Consider the following 17715-nt stretch of genomic DNA (forward strand, 5'->3'; position numbering starts at 1 on the left):
AACCGACCTGCATCACATTTCAGCGCACGGCTTCCAGCTCATGGCCGCAAGCCAGGCAGTGGCTCAGCCATTCACCGAGGAACAGGTTGAGCTGGGCCTTTTCGTCCGGCTGGTGCATCGCCGTGTTGGGGTACGGGTAGATGCTGCGCAGGCGGCGAGTATGCTCGGCACTGACGACCTCGGCCATGCGCGCGTCGTGATACACCTGTACCTCCAGTGCCGGCACCGGCAGCCACGGCAGGCTGTGTTCCTGGCGCACCCGCAGCGTGGTGGTGTAGGGGCAGGCCAGCACCACATCGAGCACCAGCACACCGAGCATCTGGTCGCCCTGGGTCATGCCGATGCGCCGCGAGCTTTGCGTGGTGCGCATCTCCGGCAGCAGGCGCATCAGGCGGGCATAGTTGGCCTCGCAGGCGGTCTGCAGCCCGACCAGGTCGACCCGATAGCGCTCGCGCAGCAGGTTCACTTCCACATACCTCGGACTTCGTCGCGGTTCAGTGCCAGCCATTGCAGGGCGATGATCGTGGCCGCGTTGTGAATCTTGCCATCGCGCACAGCTTGCAATGCATCCTCGAATGCCCAGACGCGCACCCGGATATCTTCGCTCTCTTCTTCGAGACCATGCAGGCCGCCCGCACCTTCACTCTCGCAACGCCCCAGGTAGAGATGGACAAATTCGTCGCTGCCGCCGGGTGACGGGAAGTACTTGGTGATCGGCCAGAGCGCCTTGAACGTCAGGCCTGCTTCTTCCTCACCTTCGCGCCGGGCAACTTCTTCAGGGTCTTCCCCCTCCTTGTCGATCAGCCCAGCCACCATTTCGATGAGCCAAGGGTTGTCGACCTTGTCCAGGGCACCCACGCGGAACTGCTCGATCAGCACCACCTCGTCGCGCTGCGGATCGTAGGGCAGCACGCAGACGGCGTCATGCCGCACGAACAGCTCGCGGGTGAATTCACGGCTCATGCCACCTGCGAACAGTTCGTGACGCAGATGCAGCTTGTCCAGCTTGTAGAAGCCCTTGAACAACTGCTCGCGCCGGGCGATTTCGACTTTCTGGGGCGCTGAATTCAACGTGTCCGTCATGCAAACTCCTCATTACCTCGATTACCGCATCGCGCAATCCTACTCTGCGCGCCGCGCGGTTTCATCACTTTCCGCCGACCGTTCGGGCAGCCGGGACAGGCGCGCCACTCTCTGTTAGCTTAGTGGCGAACTGAAGGCCGCGCAGGCGGTCCAAGGCCGATCATCACCGTTGTGCAAGGATCAACATGAGGCTAGTCAAACTGACTTGCGTGGCCGCCCTGGCCCTGGCGCTCGGCGCCTGCCAGAGCCTGTTCACGCCCAACTACCGGGCGCCGCTGGAGGTCAAGCGCGAAGCCTGGGAACACCTCAAGCCCGGCTGCAGCGAAAGCGACTGCCCGCTGGTCAACATCGACGTGGTGCACTTCCCGGCCCTGCCCAAGCTCGACGCCATCGTCGAAAAGCGCTTGTTGCAGCTGACCGAGGACAACCAGCGCGGTACCCCGCCGACCTCGCTGCAGATGTATGAACAGCAGTACCTGGCCCAGGCCGACAAGCGCAACAGCAGCTACCTGCAAGCCAAGGTACGCGAACAGCATGACGGCCTGGTGATCATCGAGCTGTCCAGCTACCTCGACAGCGGCGGCGCCCACGGCATGCCCGGGCGCGGCTTCATCAACTACTCGCGCAAACTGGACAAGGTGCTGACGCTGCAGGACATGCTGGTGCCCGGCCAGGAAGCGACGTTCTGGAAGACCGCCGAGGAATCCCACCGCGCCTGGCTGATCAGTACCGGCATGGACAAGGACCCGGAGTTCGTCAAGACCTGGCCGTTCAAGCAGTCGCCGCACATCGCCCTGACCTACGGCGCGGTGGTGATCAAGTACGAGGTCTACGCCATCGCCCCGTATTCCATGGGCCACGTCGAGCTGAAGATCCCCTACCCGCGCCTCAACGGCGTGATCAAGCCTGAGCTGTTTCCCGGCCGCGGCTGAGCGCTAGCACCAGGTGCAGCCCCCCTGCCAGCAGCAATGCCGGCAGGGTCGCCCCCACCTCCGGCGCCATGTTCGCCATCAGGTGATAGGCTGCCACCCCCACCGCCCAGGCCAGCAGCGCCTGCCAGTGCAGCCCCTCCACCACTGCCGGCAGGCGGCGGCGACGGACCACGAAGTGGTCCACCAGCACCACGCCGAACAATGGCGCGAATACCGAGCCGATCAGCAGCAGGAAGTTCTGGTACTGGGCCAGCGGCGCCAGCAGGGCGATCAGCGTGCACAGCACGCCGATGGCCAAGGCCAGGTGCTCGACCTTCAGCTTGATCAACAGCCCAGTGGAAACCGCTGCGGAATGGATGTCGGCGAAGGCGTTCTCCGACTCGTCCAGCAGGATCAACAGCAACGGAATACCCAGCCCGGCACCAGCCAGCGCCAGCAACAACGCATTCACCTCACCGCTCGGCGCGAACGCCAGGGTGTAGGCCACGCCCAGGCTCATCAGCCAGGCATTGCCGATGAAAAAGCCCAGCGCCGTGCCGCCGAACACCCGGCTGGCGCGCTGGCCGAAGCGCGAATAGTCGGCGATCAGCGGCAACCACGACAACGGCATGGCGATGACGATGTCGAAGCCTACGGCCTGGGACAGCGAGCCATCCCCCGGGCGCTGCCACAGTCCGGCCAGGTCGGCCTTGGCGAACAGGTTCCAGGTCAGCCACAGGCAGGCGCCCAAGAGCAACCAGATGCCCCATTTGCGCAGCACCTTGCGCACGAACGCCAATGGCCCGCTGACCGCCAGCAAGGTGGCCAGGGCGCCAAAGCACAATGTCCACAACAACGGGCTGCTCCAACTGCTGCTTTCTCCGAATGCGCGTGTACCCAGCAGGCTGGCGGCGTCGCGCATGACGATGATTTCGAACGAACCCCAGCCGATCAATTGCAGCAGGTTGAGCAAGGCCGGCAGGCGCGCGCCATGGCGGCCCAGGGTCAAGCGCAGGCTGCCCATCGCCGACAGCCCGGTGTCGCTGCCGATCACACCGGCCGCCGCGAGCAATAGCACACCCACCGCCGTGCCAAGCGTGATCGCCAGGACCGAGCCGGCCAGGCCCAGGCCCGGCGCCAGCAGGCCGCCGACCTGCAGGACCATCAGGCCGATGCCAAGGGAAAACCACAGCGAGAACAAGTCGCGGGCGCCGAACTGGCGGTGGTGGGAGGGGACCGGGTGGTCGGGGGAGAAATGGCTGGGTGCTGTCATGGAAGGCTCGCCGGAATATTGGAGTTGTGGCTGGCGAGGACTGCGTCCTCGTATCGCGACACAAGGCCGCTCCCACAGGATCCGCGCATGACTTGGGCCATACACGGGACCTGTGGGAGCGGCCTTGTGCCGCGAAAGGGCCGCGACGCGGCCCCCAAGGTTTACTTACACCTTCTGGTACAGCTGGCTGCCTTCCTGGCGGAACCGCTCGGACTGCTCGCGCATGCCCTGCTCGACCGTCACGTCAACGGTTTCGATCTTGGCGGCGTACTCGCGCACTTCCTGGGTGATCTTCATCGAACAGAACTTCGGCCCGCACATCGAGCAGAAGTGCGCGACCTTGGCCGACTCCTTGGGCAACGTCTCGTCGTGGAACGAACGCGCGGTGTCCGGGTCCAGGCCCAGGTTGAACTGGTCTTCCCAGCGGAACTCGAAGCGCGCCTTGGACAGCGCGTTGTCACGAATCTGCGCGCCCGGGTGGCCCTTGGCAAGGTCGGCGGCATGGGCGGCGATCTTGTAGGTGATGATGCCGGTCTTCACGTCATCCTTGTTCGGCAGGCCCAGGTGTTCCTTGGGCGTGACGTAGCAGAGCATGGCGCAACCGAACCAGCCGATCATCGCCGCACCGATGCCCGAGGTGATGTGGTCGTAACCCGGGGCGATGTCGGTGGTCAGCGGACCCAGGGTGTAGAACGGCGCCTCGTCGCAGCACTCGAGCTGCTTGTCCATGTTCTCCTTGATCAGTTGCATCGGCACGTGGCCGGGGCCTTCGATCATGCACTGCACGTCATGCTTCCAGGCGATCTTGGTCAGCTCGCCAAGGGTTTCCAGTTCACCGAACTGGGCGGCGTCGTTGGCGTCGGCAATCGAGCCTGGGCGCAGGCCGTCGCCCAGCGAGAAGCTGACGTCGTAGGCCTTCATGATTTCGCAGATCTCGTCGAAGTGCGTGTACAGGAAGTTCTCTTTATGGTGCGCCAGGCACCACTTGGCCATGATCGAACCGCCGCGGCTGACGATGCCGGTCACGCGCTTGGCCGTCAGCGGCACATAGCGCAGCAGCACGCCGGCATGGATGGTGAAGTAGTCCACGCCCTGTTCGGCCTGTTCGATCAGGGTGTCGCGGAACAGCTCCCAGGTCAGGTCCTCGGCGACGCCATTGACCTTCTCCAGGGCCTGGTAGATCGGCACGGTGCCGATCGGTACCGGCGAGTTACGGATGATCCATTCGCGGGTTTCGTGGATGTGCTTGCCGGTGGACAGGTCCATGACCGTGTCCGAACCCCAACGGATGCCCCAGGTCAGCTTGGCCACTTCTTCCTCGATCGAGGAGCCCAGGGCGCTGTTACCGATGTTGCCGTTGATCTTCACCAGGAAGTTGCGGCCGATGATCATCGGCTCCAGTTCCGTGTGGTTGATGTTGGCCGGGATGATCGCGCGGCCACGGGCGATCTCCTCGCGAACGAACTCGGGAGTGATCTCTTTCGGGATGCTGGCGCCGAAGCTGTGGCCGGCGTGCTGCTGGTCCAGCAGGCCGGCGGCGCGAGCTTCCTGCAGTTTCATGTTCTCGCGGATGGCGACGTATTCCATCTCGGCGGTGATGATGCCCTGACGCGCGTAGTGCATCTGCGAGACGTTGGCGCCGGCCTTGGCGCGGCGGGGGTTGCGCACGTGGGCGAAACGCAGCTTGGCAAGCTCCGCGTCGTTCAGGCGCTGCTGGCCGAAGTTCGAGCTCAGGCCCTCCAGGCGTTCGGTGTCGCCACGGGCGTCGATCCACGCCGAGCGCACATCGCCCAGGCCCTTGCGCACGTCAATGACGACGTTGGGGTCGGTGTACGGGCCGGAGGTGTCATACACCAGCACCGGGGCGTTCTTCTCGCCGCCGAAGTCGGTGGGGGTGTCGTGCAGGCTGATCTCGCGCATGGGCACGCGGATGTCGGGGCGCGAACCTTCGACATAGACCTTGCGCGAATTGGGCAGGGGTTGCACGGACTGTTGGTCGACTTGGGCCGACTCGCTCAGACTGATCGCTTTTTCTTGTTTGCTCATCACAGGCTCTCCAGACAGCTCCCTTGCGGGCGGAATGTCGGGGTGAACCTGAAAGGCGCGGACGCACCCGTAGTGACGAGTGCAGTGCCGGATATGGGGTGCCGTGAGCTGCATGCAGCTGTGACGATCCCGGACCTGGCACAAGAGGCTCCCGGGATAATGAGAGCAATCTTGTTCCCTACGCAGGCGCTAACCTGATCAGGTTCAACGGGATCCGCAACTTTGCGATCTCAGCCTTTGCTTCAAGGCACCCCGACAAGAACATGCGCAGTCTAGACTGGAGTGGCCGGCAAAGCCAAGCGGGTAGATCCGGGGGTGATAAATGGCACAAGCGGCGGATTGTTGAGGACGGCGTGCGGCACTACACTGGCGCATCGCTCGATACCCGACAGTACAGTAAATAAAATTTGATCAAGGATTGCCCTATGCTGCGCAAACTCTCACTGGCAATTGCCGTGTCTTGTGCGTCCCACGGAGTGGCCTGGGCAGTGGATACGCCCACGACGGTGAAGACCGACCTGGTCAGCGTCTACCAGGAAGCGGTCGACAACAACGCCGACCTGGCCGCCGCCCGCGCCGACTATGGCGCCCGCCGTGAAGTGGTGCCCCAGGCCCGCGCCGGCCTGCTGCCCAACCTCTCGGCCGGTGCCGAGATGATGAACACCCGGACCAAGCTCGACGAGCCGTCGATCACCTCCAACCGCAGCGGCAACGCCTGGAGCGCCACCCTGGCGCAACCGATCTTCCGCGCCGACCGCTGGTTCCAGCTGCAGGCCGCCGAGTCCGTCAACGAGCAGGCCGCGCTGGAACTGTCGGCCACCGAGCAGAACCTGATCCTGCAGACTGCCGAGAACTACTTCGCCGTGCTCCGCGCCCAGGACAACCTGGCCTCGACCAAAGCTGAAGAAGCGGCCTTCAAGCGCCAGCTCGACCAGTCCAACGAACGCTTCGACGTCGGCCTTTCGGACAAGACCGACGTGCTGCAATCGCAGGCCAGCTACGACACCGCCCGGGCCAACCGGATCATCGCCGAACGCCAGGTGCAGGATGCCTTCGAAGCCCTGATCACCCTGACCAACCGCCAGTACAGCGCGATCCAGGGCGTGGTCCACACCCTGCCGGTGCAGGTGCCGACCCCCAACGATGCCAAGGCCTGGGTCGAGACCGCCGGGCGGCAGAACCTCAACCTGCTGGCGACCAACCACGCCGTGACGGCCGCTGAAGAGACCGTGCGCCAGCGCAAGGCCGGCCATGCGCCGACCCTCGATGCCGTGGCGAAATACCAGAAGGGTGACAACGACAATCTCGGCTTCACCAACTCGCAACTGCAACCGAACGTGCATTACGGTCGTGATGTCGAGCAGACCAGCATCGGCCTGCAACTGAACATTCCGATCTACAGTGGCGGCCTGACCAGCTCGCAGGTTCGCGAAGCCTACGCGCGCCTCACGCAGACCGAACAGCAGCGCGAAAGCCTGCGCCGCCAGGTGGTGGAGAACACCCGCAACCTGCACCGCGCGGTGAACACCGACGTCGAGCAGGTGCAGGCGCGCAAGCAGTCGATCATCTCCAACCAAAGCGCACTGGAAGCCACCGAGATCGGCTACCAGGTGGGTACGCGCAATATCGTCGATGTGCTCGACGCCCAGCGCCAGCTGTACACCTCGGTGCGCGACTACAACAACAGCCGCTATGACTACATTCTCGACAACCTGCGCCTGAAGCAGGCCGCCGGCACGTTGAGCCCGCAGGACCTGCAGGATCTTGGACGCTACCTGAAAGCCGACTACAACCCGGACAAGGACTTCCTGCCACCGGACCTGGCAGCGGCGGCGGCGAAGAACTTCGAACGCCGGCCCTGAGAATCTGGGGCAGCTTCGCTGTCCGTTCGCGGCACAAGGCCGCTCCTACAGGGTTCGCGCAATCTGCTGTAGGAGCGGCCTTGTGCCGCGAACGGAGCGCAAAGCGCTGCCAAAACGCCTCTATTTCAACAGTCTTGCCAGCCCATCCAGCAAACGCTGCAAAGCGCCCTGGTTAGCCTGCATCACAGCCCTGCCCGCCTCGCCCATGCGCCGGGCATCCTGGGGCAACTCCACCAGTCGGCGCACCGCCCCCGCCAGCCCTTCGGCGTCATCCACCTGCTGCAACGCTCCCGCCTCGCGCAGCATCGCGCTGATCTCGAGGAAGTTGAACACGTGCGGCCCCATGAGCACCGGCAAAGCCAACGCCGCTGGCTCCAGCGGGTTGTGCCCGCCCGTGGGCACCAGGCTGCCGCCGACGAAGGCGATGTCGGCCAGGGCATAGAGGAACAGCAACTCGCCCATGGTGTCACCCAGCAACACCTGGGTCTGCGCCGCCACCGGCTCGCCTAGCGAGCGGCGCACCGTGGCGAACTGCTCGGCGCACAGAGTATGCACCGCGTTGAACCGCTCCGGATGGCGCGGCACCAGGATCAGCAGCGCATCACTGTGCACCTGCAACAATTGCTGGTGGGCAGCGAGAATCAGCGCATCCTCACCGTCATGGGTACTGGCGGCGATCCACACCGGGCGCTGGGTCGCGCCCCACTGTCCACGCAGCTCACGGGCACGCGGCAACAACTGCTCGTCGACCTTCAGGTCGAACTTGATCGAACCGGTCACTTGCACGCACTCGGCGCGGGCACCAAGGCTGCGAAAACGCTCGGCCTCGGTCTCGGTCTGCACCGCGATCAGGCTCATTTCCTCGAGCATCGGTCGGGTCAGGCCGGCAAAACGGGCATAACCCCGCGCCGAACGCTCGGACAGTCGCGCATTGGCCAACGCCACCGGAATGCCACGTTTCGCGCACTGGTGGATATGGTTGGGCCACAGCTCGGTTTCCATGATAACGCCCAGCTTCGGCCGCACATGGTCGAGGAAGCGCCCCGCCGCCCACGGCAGGTCATAGGGCAGGTAGCAGTGTTGCACCCGCGGCTCGTTGGCGAACATCGCGTGGATCCGCTCCGAGCCAGTCGGGGTCATGCAGGTGAGCGTGATGGGCAGGTCCGGATACTGCGCGAGCAGGGCGCGCACCATTGGCGCGGCGGCGATGCTCTCGCCCACCGAGACCGCATGCACCCAGATGCCCCCCTGTTGCAACGGCGGCAACTGCCAGGCGAAACGCTCGGTGATGCGCGCACGATAGGCCGGCGCCTTGCGCCCGCGCAGGAACAGGCGCAGCGCGACCAGCGGCAGGCCCAGGTGAAACAGCAGGGTATAGAGGGTTCTGTTCATGGCGGCGGAGTTTACTAGGAACCGTACGAAAAGGCCTGTCAGCCAATCGCTCGCAAGTGCACGGCGAAGCGCTCGGCCAGCCATTGGGCGGCCGGGCCCAGCGGTTCGTCACGGCGCCAGGCCAGCTCCGCAACCAGGGCCGGTGGGCGCCATTCGCTGTCCAGTTCGACCATCTGCGCCTGGTAGGTGGGGTACTGCACCACATGCCGGGGCAGCCAGGCCCACCCCAGGCCGCGCATCAGCAGCTCGGCCATGGCGTAGAAACTGTCGGCGCGCCAGACCTGCGGGCTGATCGCCTCGCCACCCGGGTAGCCGCTTTGCTGGGGAGTGATCAGCAACTGGCGATGGCGGGCCAGTTGCTGGCGGCTGACCTTGGCCAGGCTCGCCAGCGGATGGTCGACGGCACATACCGTGACCATCTCGACACTGCCCAACGCGCGCCGCTCGAGCGAAGCCGGAATGCTTTCGTGATGGAAGAACAGGCCAAGGTCGGCGCGCCGCTCCACCAACTTGCGCGCCACATCCCCTTGGGCACCGCTGGCCAGTTGGACCTCCAGGTAGGGATAGCGCGCCGCCAGCTCGTCCAGGCTGTCGATTACCGGCTGGTACGGCATGGCCTCGTCCTGGGCCACCCGCAGCAAGGCTTCCTGGCCACGCATCAACGCCAGGGCTCGACCGTCGAGGCGTTCGCACTGGCGCAGCAGTTCGCGGGCATCCTCCAACAGCGCGGCGCCGCTTTCGGTCAGCCTGGGCTGGCGCCCGCTGCTGCGCTCGAACAGCGCCACACCCAGGTCCGCCTCCAACAGGGCGATGGCGTTGCTGACCGCCGACTGTGCCCTGCGCTGCTCACGCGCCACGGCGGAAAACGAACGCAGTTCCGCCGTGCGCACGAACAACCGCAGTTGTTCCAGGTTCCAGTGCTCGGCCATGGCCAACCCATCTCCAGATCAGATAGGTAATGACTTTACCGCATCTGGGCATCCTCTAGAATGCACAGCCAGCAACGGAGGACCCGCACCATGAACGCCTATACCTATCTCGCCATCGCCATCTGCGCCGAAGTCATCGCCACCGCCTCCATGAAGGCGGTCAAGGGGCTGAGCACGCCGCTGCCGCTGCTGTTGATGATCTGTGGCTACGGGGTGGCGTTCTGGATGCTGACCCTGGTGGTGCGCAGCATTCCGGTGGGCATCGCCTACGCGATCTGGTCGGGGCTGGGCATCGTGCTGATCAGCGTTGCGGCCCTGGTGATCTACGGGCAGAAGCTGGATGTCCCGGCGATGCTGGGCATGGCCATGATCGTCGGCGGCGTGGTGGTGATCCAGGTGTTCTCCAACACCGCCGGGCACTGACGCGCCCCCTGCAGGAGCCAGTGCAAGCTGGTCGAGGGCTTAGCCTGTATACTGCGCACCTGTCCCAGCTTTCGAGGTGCCCGCATGCCATCCGCCATTTCCACTGACGTGCTGATCGTCGGCGCCGGGGTCGCAGGCCTCTGGCTCAACGCCCGCCTGCGCCGCCTGGGCTATTCGACAGTGCTGGTGGAGCGCGCCAGCCTGGGCGGCGAGCAGACCATCAAGTCGCAAGGCATCATCCACGGCGGCACCAAGTATGCCCTGCACGGCGCCCTGACCGGCGCCTCCGAGGCCATCGCCGACATGCCGCGGCGCTGGCGCGAAGCGCTGGCCGGCAACGGCGAGCTGGACCTCACAAGCACCCGTCTGCTGTCCGACGCCCACTACCTCTGGTCCCCTGGCACCCTGGCCGGCAACCTCACCAGCTTCTTCGCCAGCAAGGCCGTGCGCGGCCGGGTCGACCAGGTCAAGGGCGAGCAACTGCCCCCGGCGCTGCAGGACCGGGCATTCAAAGGCAAGGTCTACCGCCTGGCCGAGCTGGTCATCGACGTACCCAGCCTGCTGGCCAACCTTGCACAACTGGCCGATGACAGCCTGCTGGCGGGCGAACATATCGAGCCCCTGCGCGAAGACGGCGAACTGAGCGGCCTTATCGTCGATGGCCGCGAAATCCGCGCCCAGCGCATCGTCCTCAGCGCCGGTGGCGGCACGGCGGACTTGCTGCACGCCCTCGGCCTCGACCAGCCCGCCATGCAGCGCCGTCCACTGCACATGGTCCTGGCCAAGGGGCCCAACCTCAAACCCCTGTACGCCCACTGCCTGGGCGGTGGTCCCAAGCCACGCATCACCGTGACCACCCATCCGGCCGCCGACGGCCAGTGGGTCTGGTACCTCGGTGGCGACATTGCCGAGGCCGACGGCGTGGCTCGCGAGCCTGCCGCGCAAATCGCCGCGGCGCAAAAGGAAGTCGCCGGCCTGTTGCCCTGGGTCGACCAGAGCCAGGTACGCTGGGCCACCCTGCGGGTCGACCGCGCCGAGCCCGCGCAATCGGGCCTGGTGCGCCCGGACAACGCCTTCCTCGCCGAACAGCAGCGCCTGCTGGTGGGCTGGCCGACCAAACTGGCCCTGGCGCCGGACTTCGCCGACCGCGTGCTGGCCAGCTTCGAACGCGATGGCATCCGCCCCTCGGCACAGCCGGACTTGACCGACCTGCCGCGTCCATCGCTGGGTGTACCGGCCTGGGAGCAACTGCTGCCATGAGCCTGCCAACCCTGCACGACTATCTTCGCCCCCTGGGCAGCACCGGCCTGCGCGTATCGCCCCTGGGTCTGGGCACGGTCAAGCTGGGCCGCGACCAGGGGGTGAAGTACCCCAATGGTTTCACCATCCCCGATGACGAAACCGCCCAACTGCTGCTCAGGCAGGCGCGAGAACTCGGGATCAACCTGCTCGACACCGCCCCAGCCTACGGCCGCAGCGAGGAGCGCCTGGGCCCGTTGCTGCGCGGCCAGCGTGACGAATGGGTGATCGTCAGCAAGGTCGGTGAAGAATTCGACAACGGCCAGTCGCATTTCGACTTCAGCGCCGCCCACACACGCCGCTCTGTCGAGCGCAGCCTCAAACGCCTGGAAACCGACCGCATCGAGCTGGTGCTGGTGCACTCCGACGGCAACGACCTGGCGATTCTCGAACACGAGGCGGTGTATGAAACCCTCGCCACCCTCAAGCAGGAGGGCAAGATTCTCGGCTATGGTTTCTCCGGCAAGACCGTTGCCGGCGGCCTGAAAGCCTTGGAACAGGGGGACTGCGCCATGGTCACCTACAACCTCAACGAGCAGGCGGAACGGCCGGTGCTGGACTACGCTGCCGAGCACGGCAAGGCGATCCTGGTGAAGAAGGCTCTGGCCAGCGGGCACATCTGCCTGGCGCCAGGCGTCGACCCGGTACAGGCCAGCTTCGAGCTGCTGTTTGCCCACCCAGGCGTCAACAGTGCGATTGTCGGCACCATCAACCCGGTTCACCTGGCCCACAACGTGGCCACCGTCGCCCGCATCCTGGGTCGCCCCTGAGCCGCCCGGGCGGGGGCCCATCGCAAGGAGGAGCCTCGTGCCGCGTACGCTGATCCGCAAGAACCCGAGCAACTTCAAGACCCTGCCCCTGCATGTCGAGGCCACGCACGACGGCCTCACCTACCAGAGCATCGGCATGCCGCTGAACTTCGCCCAGACGCTGCAGCGGCGCAAAGCGATCCAGTTGCAGAACAGCGACCACTTTGTGGCCGAGCTGGCCAACCTGGGCGTGTCGGTACGCCTGACCCTGCATTGGCATGGTCGCGACTATTGGGTGCTGGTGCGTCAACGCCGCCAGGACCGCGGCGATGTGGTGCTGAAACTGATATCTGGCTATGTGCCCGCCCACGAACTGAACTTGCCCCTGCATACGGCGATTCAGGAGGTGGCCGAGGAGTGCCTGCTGGAAACACCCGAAGGTTGGCTCGGCGGACGCTTCAATGACACCTGGCTGCCAGCGCCCTACTCCGATGCCCTGCATTATCGAGAGGCCCTGCCTTTCGTCCTGACACCGGCCTCGGGAGCAGCGCGCCCCGTGCACTGTGGCAACCTGATGTTGCTGGAGCGGCCACAAGCCTATGTGCACCTGCCCACCGCATCGTTGCAACTGATCTACGACCTGCGCCTCGAGGTCCCCAGAGAGGCCAAGTCACTGAGCCTGTTCCATGTCGACGAACGCCTCGAAGGCGACCAGCTGGTGGCGCGCCTCGACCGCAAGCGCCCCGACCTGTACCTGATGCCCTTGCAGGACGGCAAGCCACTGGCAGAGCTCTACACCGTGAAAAAGGACCAACTGTTGCCAGCCAGCACGCGCGGGCTATGGCTGGCGGAGAGCTTCGCCCGCCAGGAAGGCTGGGTCGTTCGGGATGAGCGGGTGCGCTGGAAGCAATGGTTGAAGGACCAAGGGCTGGTCGAAAGCAGGACGGCGCCGGCATCGCATCTGGAGCGCTTCAGTGACAAGGCGCGGGCACTGCTGGAGCGGGCGCGCACCTCGTTGCACAAGTAGGTCACCCTCTGAGGAGCCAGCCTTGCTGGCGAACGCTGCGCAATTGCCGGTTCGCCAGCAAGGCTGGCTCCTACAGGAAGGTCGATGTCAGTGCTTGCGGATCTTCTCGACGATGGCCGTGGTCGAGCTGTTCTCCACCAACCCCAGCACCTTCACCGTGCCGCCATAGGCCTTGACGATATCGGCGCCGACCACCTGGTCGATGCCATAGTCGCCGCCCTTGACCAGCACGTCCGGTTTGACCTGGCGCAGCAAGTTTTCCGGCGTGGCCTCGGGGAAGCTGATCACCCAGTCCACCGCACCCAGGCCGGCCAGCACGGCCATGCGCCGGTCGACACTGTTGATCGGCCGGCCAGGCCCTTTCAGGCGGCTGACCGAGGCATCGTCGTTGATCGCGACGATCAGCCGGTCGCCTTGGGCACGAGCCTGCTCCAGGTAGGTGACGTGGCCCGCATGAAGAATATCGAAGCAGCCGTTGGTGAAGACGATCGTTTCGTTGTGCGCACGGGCATCGTCGATGGCCAGCAACAGCTGTTCCAGGCTAAGCACCCCTCGCTCCGAACCCTCCTCGCGCTGGATGGCCCGGCGCAGTTCGGGGGCGCTGATGGCGGCGGTACCGAGCTTGCCGACCACGATGCCGGCCGCCAGGTTGGCCAGGGCGACGGCATGGGGCAGGTCCTCGCCGGCGGCAATGGCGGCGGCCAGGGTCGAAATCACAGTATCACCGGCACCGGTCACATCGAATACTTCGCGGGCACGGGCCGGCAGGTGCAGGGCCGGATGGCCGACGCGCAGCAGGGTCATGCCATGCTCGCCACGGGTCACCAGCAAGGCGCCAAGGTCCAGCTCTTCCAGCAGCTTCAGGCCTTTGGCGACCAGTTCGGCTTCGTCGGCGCAGCGCCCAACGATGGTTTCGAACTCGCTCAGGTTCGGAGTGATCAGGCTGGCGCCACGGTAGATCGAAAAATCCTTGCCCTTGGGGTCGGCCAGGACCGGGATCTGCTTCTGGCGAGCGGCCTGGATCAGCGCCTGGTGATTACGCAGCGCGCCCTTGCCATAGTCGGACAGGACCAGGACCTTGACGCCGTCGAGCAGTGCTTCGACCTCCTCCCCCAGCGACAAGGGATCGGTGGCGAAAGGCTCTTCGAAATCGATGCGCAGCAACTGCTGATGCCGGCTCATGACCCGCAGCTTGACGATGGTCGGCTGGTGGGCGATGCGCTGGAAGATCGAACGCACGCCAGCGGCCTGCAGGCTGTTGGCGAGGCTGTCGGCCGCCTCGTCCTGGCCGGTGACACCGACCAGCGAAGCGGGCGCGCCAAGGGCGGCGATGTTCAAGGCCACGTTGGCCGCACCACCGGGGCGATCCTCGATCTGGTCGACCTTGACCACCGGCACCGGTGCCTCGGGCGAAATACGTGAAGTACCGCCATGCCAGTAGCGGTCGAGCATGACATCGCCGACCACCAATACCGGGGCTTGATCGAAACGCGGCATGGACAACTTCATGGGCAACCCATATGAAAAAGTGAACAGGGGCAGGATATTAGCACAGGGGCGAGGATGGCTTTACGGCCACCTGCATCTGTGAACATCGCGGTGACAATCGGGGCCCCACAGGCCCCGATTCGCGTGGGGTCAGGTGATATCGGCGTTTTCCGGCGCATCCAGCCCCATGGCGTGCAGGCGGGCATAATAGCCATTGGCCGCTAACAGTTCGGTATGCGTACCACGCTCCACCAGGCGGCCCTGGTCCATCACCAGGATCATGTCCGCTTTCTCGATGGTCGACAGGCGGTGGGCGATCACCAGCGTGGTGCGCCCCTGCATGACATGGTCCAAGGCTGCCTGGATATGGCGCTCGGACTCAGTGTCGAGGGCCGAGGTCGCCTCGTCGAGAATCAGCAGCGGTGCGTTCTTCAACAGTGCCCGGGCAATCGCCAGGCGCTGGCGCTGGCCACCGGACAGCAGCACGCCGTTTTCGCCCACTTCGGTGTCGAAGCCGTTGGGTAACTGGTCGACGAATTCCTTGGCATAGGCATCGGCCGCCGCTGCCTCGATATCCTCGCGCGGTGCACCGGCGAGGTCACCATAGGCGATGTTGTTGGCTACCGTGTCGTTGAACAGCGTCACATGCTGGGTCACTTGCGACACGTGCTGACGCAGGTTACGCAGGCGGTACTGCTCGATCTCCACGCCATCGAGCAGGATCTGCCCTTCGCTATGGTGATAGAAGCGCGGGATCAACGCCGCGAGCGTCGACTTGCCACTGCCGGAGCGCCCCACCAGTGCAATCATCTGGCCCGGCTCGGCGGTGAAGCTGATATCGCTGAGCACCTGACGCTCGGTACCAGGGTAGGTGAAGCTGAGGTTGCGTACCTCCAGACGACCCTCGACCCGCTGCTTCTCGACAGTGCCGCTGTCGACCTCGGGCTGCTCGTCCAACTGCTCGAAGATGCTCTCGGCACCCGCCAGGCCCTTCTGGATGGTCGAGCTGACTTCGGAAAGCTGGCGGATAGGCTTGGGCAGCAGCCCGGCGGCGGTGATGTAGGCGACCAGGTCGCCGGCCGAGGCTTCGCCACGCAGGAACAACACCAGGAACATCAACACGGCCATGGCGGTGTAGATCACCAGTTGCAGCAGTGGCGTGTACAGCGCGCCGGTCTTGGTCATGCGCAGCTGCTTGTCGGTGTTGCTCTGGCTGGCCTTGTTGAAGCGGCTTTCCTCGTAGCGCTCGCCGCCGAAGCTGCGCACCACCCGGTAACCCTGGATGGTCTCGGAGGCGACATGGGTCACGTCGCCCATGGCCACCTGGATCTTCTTGCTCTGCTTGCGGAATTTCTTGCTGGCCGTGCTGACCATCACGGCGATGACCGGCAGGATGGCGAGCATCACCAACGTGAGTTGCCAGTTCATCCACAGCAGGTAGAGGAACAGGAACACCACCGTCAGGCCTTCGCGGATCACGACCTTGATCGCGTCGGTCGCCGCGCCGGTGACCATCGTCACGTTGAAGGTGATACGCGAGATCAGGTGACCGGAGTTGTGGTTGTCGAAATAGCGGTTGGGCAGCACCAGCAGCTTGTTGAACAGTTCGACACGCAGGTCATGTACCAGGCAGAGCGATACCTTGGCCAGGAAGTAGTTGCCCAGGAACGAGCCCAGGCCCTGCCAGGCGGCGATCAGGATGATCAGCAGCGGTACCGCCTGCAGCAGTTGCAGGTCGCGCAGGTAGGGTACGTTGGGGAACAGCACGGCCTCCGGGTTGCTCAGACCGTCGACGAAGTACTTGAGGATCCCGGCCAGCATGGGCTGGGTGGAGGCGAAGATCACGAAGCCCACGATGCTCAGCAGGAAGATGCCGATGTAGGGTTTCACATAGCTCAACAGCCGGAAGTAGATCTTCAGGCTGGAGGAGTTTTCCGCAGGGCGCGGTGTTTCGGCCATCGTCAAGCTCGCTGTACAGGTTGAACCGGTGATTTTACCACAGGCTTGTCAGCGGGCCGCGCTCCGGGCAACAACATCGCCAACCCCACCGGCAGCCAGCTGATGAACCATTCGGCGCGCGGCGTGCCCGTGAGACTCGCGGCGTCGAACTGCATCGCCAGGGTGGAGAACACCCACAGGCTCAACAGCACCTTACCGAACGGTGTCGAGCGCGCCCGGATGATCTCGCCCAGGGTGAACAGCCATACCGCGATCCACAGCAGCATGCCCGGCAAGCCAAGCTCGACGGCAATATGGGTGAACATGTTGTGGGTGTGGTCGAACTGCAGGCCTGCCGCCTCGATCCGGTAATTCGCTCCCAGGCCAAGCCCGGTCCAGGGATGCTCACCGATCATCTGCAGGGATGCCTGGAAGATCTCAGGTCGGTAGGATGCCCCACGCTGCATGATCAGGTCATAGGCGACATAGATCGCGGCACTCCCTGCGACCAGCACCCCCAGGGCCAGTAGGTTGCTGAAACGACTACGGAACCAGAGAGGCGTGAGCAGGATGGTCATCGCCAAGGACGCGAGCGTGCCACGGCTTTGACTGAGGGCAACGAACGCCCCCAGGCATGCGAGTGCCGCCAACCAGCCCAGTTGCGCCCCCCGATTCCGAGGGCAGTCGTACAACAACCAGATGATCGCTGTACCGATGACGTAGGCACCGAGAATGGGATGGGAAATTTCCCCAATGCCCTCAAGCCGGATATAGAACGGATAGCCAATCACACTGTAGAAGCGGATGATTGCAACCAGCGCCGCGATGGCCAACAGCACGCCGCCTACGCGCAAAATGCCGCGGCAACGCTCCACCCCCAGTTGCGCCAGCAACGGGAAGGCCATCAGGAACACCAGGATGTAGAGCAGGCGTTTGATTTCGCGCGAGTCTTCCTCGGTGGAGGACCAAACCAACGTCGCGGCACTCCAGGCCAGCAACAAGGCAATACTGGCCCATAAGGCACGCTGACCGCGCCACGCCTGGATGAACACCTGCCGGGCCGGCCAGGCCAGCAGCAAGGTCGGCAACCACAGGAACAGCACCAGCCCCTGCTGGTAAAGCTTGTTGCTCGGAGCCAGCGCAATCGCCGCCAGGAACCAGGCGAACCCCAACCCCAACCAGGCTTGCACCCAGCGTTTTTCGTAGAACATCAGTCTCCCCCCGATGATTCGAACTCACACCCGCATGGTGCTTCCGGGTAATTTTCGGCATTATTGCCGGTCATTTTGCTTGCC

General features: G+C 64.6%; 14 protein-coding genes, 1 pseudogene and 1 riboswitch. Of the genes and pseudogenes, 6 read left to right on the forward strand and 9 right to left on the reverse strand.

Going from position 1 to position 17715, the window contains the following annotated elements; genetic code table 11:
• Nucleotides 1-19 precede the first annotated feature (19 nt).
• Both JYG34_RS23445 and JYG34_RS23450 read right to left on the reverse strand, forming a co-directional pair.
• On the reverse strand, nucleotides 20-472 hold the full coding sequence (locus JYG34_RS23445; RefSeq protein WP_213658553.1) for a DUF1249 domain-containing protein: 453 nt from the start codon (nucleotides 470-472) through the stop codon (nucleotides 20-22).
• On the reverse strand, nucleotides 463-1083 hold the full coding sequence (locus tag JYG34_RS23450; RefSeq protein WP_213658554.1) for an NUDIX domain-containing protein: 621 nt from the start codon (nucleotides 1081-1083) through the stop codon (nucleotides 463-465). The genes JYG34_RS23445 and JYG34_RS23450 overlap by 10 nt, the downstream gene beginning before the upstream one ends.
• A gap of 185 nt (nucleotides 1084-1268) precedes the next feature.
• On the opposite strand from JYG34_RS23450, the gene JYG34_RS23455 reads away from it, so the two are divergent.
• A complete protein-coding gene (locus JYG34_RS23455; protein ID WP_213658555.1) occupies nucleotides 1269-2015 on the forward strand; it encodes an RsiV family protein in 747 nt (248 codons plus the stop codon).
• Here JYG34_RS23455 and cytX read toward each other — a convergent pair.
• Both cytX and thiC read right to left on the reverse strand, forming a co-directional pair.
• The gene (cytX, locus tag JYG34_RS23460; protein WP_213658556.1) at nucleotides 1984-3267 is read right to left on the reverse strand and encodes a putative hydroxymethylpyrimidine transporter CytX; all 1284 of its coding nucleotides are present in this window, start codon (nucleotides 3265-3267) and stop codon (nucleotides 1984-1986) included. The genes JYG34_RS23455 and cytX overlap by 32 nt on opposite strands.
• 165 nt (nucleotides 3268-3432) lie before the next feature.
• Nucleotides 3433-5313: a phosphomethylpyrimidine synthase ThiC gene (thiC, locus tag JYG34_RS23465; protein WP_213658557.1), complete on the reverse strand. Its 1881-nt coding sequence runs from the start codon at nucleotides 5311-5313 to the stop codon at nucleotides 3433-3435.
• A gap of 158 nt (nucleotides 5314-5471) precedes the next feature.
• Nucleotides 5472-5578: riboswitch (TPP riboswitch) on the reverse strand.
• A gap of 160 nt (nucleotides 5579-5738) precedes the next feature.
• On the opposite strand from thiC, the gene JYG34_RS23470 reads away from it, so the two are divergent.
• Nucleotides 5739-7175: a TolC family outer membrane protein gene (locus JYG34_RS23470; RefSeq protein WP_011535978.1), complete on the forward strand. Its 1437-nt coding sequence runs from the start codon at nucleotides 5739-5741 to the stop codon at nucleotides 7173-7175.
• A 120-nt stretch (nucleotides 7176-7295) separates the two neighbouring features.
• Here the strand turns inward: JYG34_RS23470 and waaA are convergent, their stop codons facing one another.
• Together waaA and JYG34_RS23480 are read right to left on the reverse strand one after the other, a co-directional pair.
• Nucleotides 7296-8567: a lipid IV(A) 3-deoxy-D-manno-octulosonic acid transferase gene (waaA, locus tag JYG34_RS23475; RefSeq protein ID WP_213658558.1), complete on the reverse strand. Its 1272-nt coding sequence runs from the start codon at nucleotides 8565-8567 to the stop codon at nucleotides 7296-7298.
• Between the two features lie 38 nt (nucleotides 8568-8605).
• Entirely contained in the window at nucleotides 8606-9496 is an 891-nt protein-coding gene (locus tag JYG34_RS23480; protein WP_213658559.1) for a LysR family transcriptional regulator, read from the reverse strand.
• Between the two features lie 90 nt (nucleotides 9497-9586).
• Here JYG34_RS23480 and JYG34_RS23485 point away from each other — a divergent pair, with 90 nt between their 5' ends.
• From JYG34_RS23485 to JYG34_RS23500, 4 genes are all read left to right on the forward strand, one after another.
• Complete coding sequence (locus JYG34_RS23485) at nucleotides 9587-9919, forward strand: DMT family transporter (protein WP_011535981.1); 333 nt, start codon at nucleotides 9587-9589, stop codon at nucleotides 9917-9919.
• Nucleotides 9920-10003: 84 nt separating this feature from the next.
• A complete protein-coding gene (locus JYG34_RS23490; protein WP_213658560.1) occupies nucleotides 10004-11179 on the forward strand; it encodes an NAD(P)/FAD-dependent oxidoreductase in 1176 nt (391 codons plus the stop codon).
• Nucleotides 11176-11988, forward strand: a complete 813-nt coding sequence (locus JYG34_RS23495) for an aldo/keto reductase (RefSeq protein ID WP_213658561.1) — start codon at nucleotides 11176-11178, stop codon at nucleotides 11986-11988. The genes JYG34_RS23490 and JYG34_RS23495 overlap by 4 nt, the downstream gene beginning before the upstream one ends.
• A gap of 37 nt (nucleotides 11989-12025) precedes the next feature.
• Nucleotides 12026-12994 carry a metal ABC transporter ATPase gene (locus tag JYG34_RS23500; protein WP_213658562.1) on the forward strand — a complete coding sequence of 323 codons (969 nt, stop codon included), beginning with the start codon at nucleotides 12026-12028 and terminating at the stop codon, nucleotides 12992-12994.
• An 87-nt stretch (nucleotides 12995-13081) separates the two neighbouring features.
• On the opposite strand, the gene hldE is transcribed toward JYG34_RS23500, so the two are convergent.
• The 3 genes and pseudogenes from hldE to JYG34_RS23515 all read right to left on the reverse strand — a co-directional run.
• Complete coding sequence (gene hldE, locus JYG34_RS23505) at nucleotides 13082-14503, reverse strand: bifunctional D-glycero-beta-D-manno-heptose-7-phosphate kinase/D-glycero-beta-D-manno-heptose 1-phosphate adenylyltransferase HldE (protein WP_213658563.1); 1422 nt, start codon at nucleotides 14501-14503, stop codon at nucleotides 13082-13084.
• A 129-nt stretch (nucleotides 14504-14632) separates the two neighbouring features.
• Nucleotides 14633-16441, reverse strand: a complete 1809-nt coding sequence (gene msbA / locus JYG34_RS23510) for a lipid A export permease/ATP-binding protein MsbA (RefSeq protein WP_213658564.1) — start codon at nucleotides 16439-16441, stop codon at nucleotides 14633-14635.
• An 18-nt stretch (nucleotides 16442-16459) separates the two neighbouring features.
• Nucleotides 16460-17631 (reverse strand): annotated as a pseudogene (locus JYG34_RS23515) (O-antigen ligase family protein); the annotation flags it as partial.
• Between the last annotated feature and the right edge of the window lie 84 nt (nucleotides 17632-17715).

Origin of the sequence: Pseudomonas entomophila, from assembly GCF_018417595.1 — a bacterium.
Classification (GTDB): domain Bacteria; phylum Pseudomonadota; class Gammaproteobacteria; order Pseudomonadales; family Pseudomonadaceae; genus Aquipseudomonas; species Aquipseudomonas entomophila_C.

Excerpts from the sequence above, each read along its gene's own strand:
- JYG34_RS23495 (WP_213658561.1), top strand. The coding sequence starts at position 11,176 with ATGAGCCTGCCAACCCTGCACGACTATCTTCGCCCCCTGGGCAGCACC.
- thiC (WP_213658557.1), bottom strand. The coding sequence starts at position 5,313 with ATGAGCAAACAAGAAAAAGCGATCAGTCTGAGCGAGTCGGCCCAAGTC.
- JYG34_RS23450 (WP_213658554.1), bottom strand. The coding sequence starts at position 1,083 with ATGACGGACACGTTGAATTCAGCGCCCCAGAAAGTCGAAATCGCCCGG.
- hldE (WP_213658563.1), bottom strand. The coding sequence starts at position 14,503 with ATGAAGTTGTCCATGCCGCGTTTCGATCAAGCCCCGGTATTGGTGGTC.
- JYG34_RS23470 (WP_011535978.1), top strand. The coding sequence starts at position 5,739 with ATGCTGCGCAAACTCTCACTGGCAATTGCCGTGTCTTGTGCGTCCCAC.
- JYG34_RS23480 (WP_213658559.1), bottom strand. The coding sequence starts at position 9,496 with ATGGCCGAGCACTGGAACCTGGAACAACTGCGGTTGTTCGTGCGCACG.
- waaA (WP_213658558.1), bottom strand. The coding sequence starts at position 8,567 with ATGAACAGAACCCTCTATACCCTGCTGTTTCACCTGGGCCTGCCGCTG.
- cytX (WP_213658556.1), bottom strand. The coding sequence starts at position 3,267 with ATGACAGCACCCAGCCATTTCTCCCCCGACCACCCGGTCCCCTCCCAC.
- JYG34_RS23485 (WP_011535981.1), top strand. The coding sequence starts at position 9,587 with ATGAACGCCTATACCTATCTCGCCATCGCCATCTGCGCCGAAGTCATC.
- msbA (WP_213658564.1), bottom strand. The coding sequence starts at position 16,441 with ATGGCCGAAACACCGCGCCCTGCGGAAAACTCCTCCAGCCTGAAGATC.
- JYG34_RS23490 (WP_213658560.1), top strand. The coding sequence starts at position 10,004 with ATGCCATCCGCCATTTCCACTGACGTGCTGATCGTCGGCGCCGGGGTC.
- JYG34_RS23455 (WP_213658555.1), top strand. The coding sequence starts at position 1,269 with ATGAGGCTAGTCAAACTGACTTGCGTGGCCGCCCTGGCCCTGGCGCTC.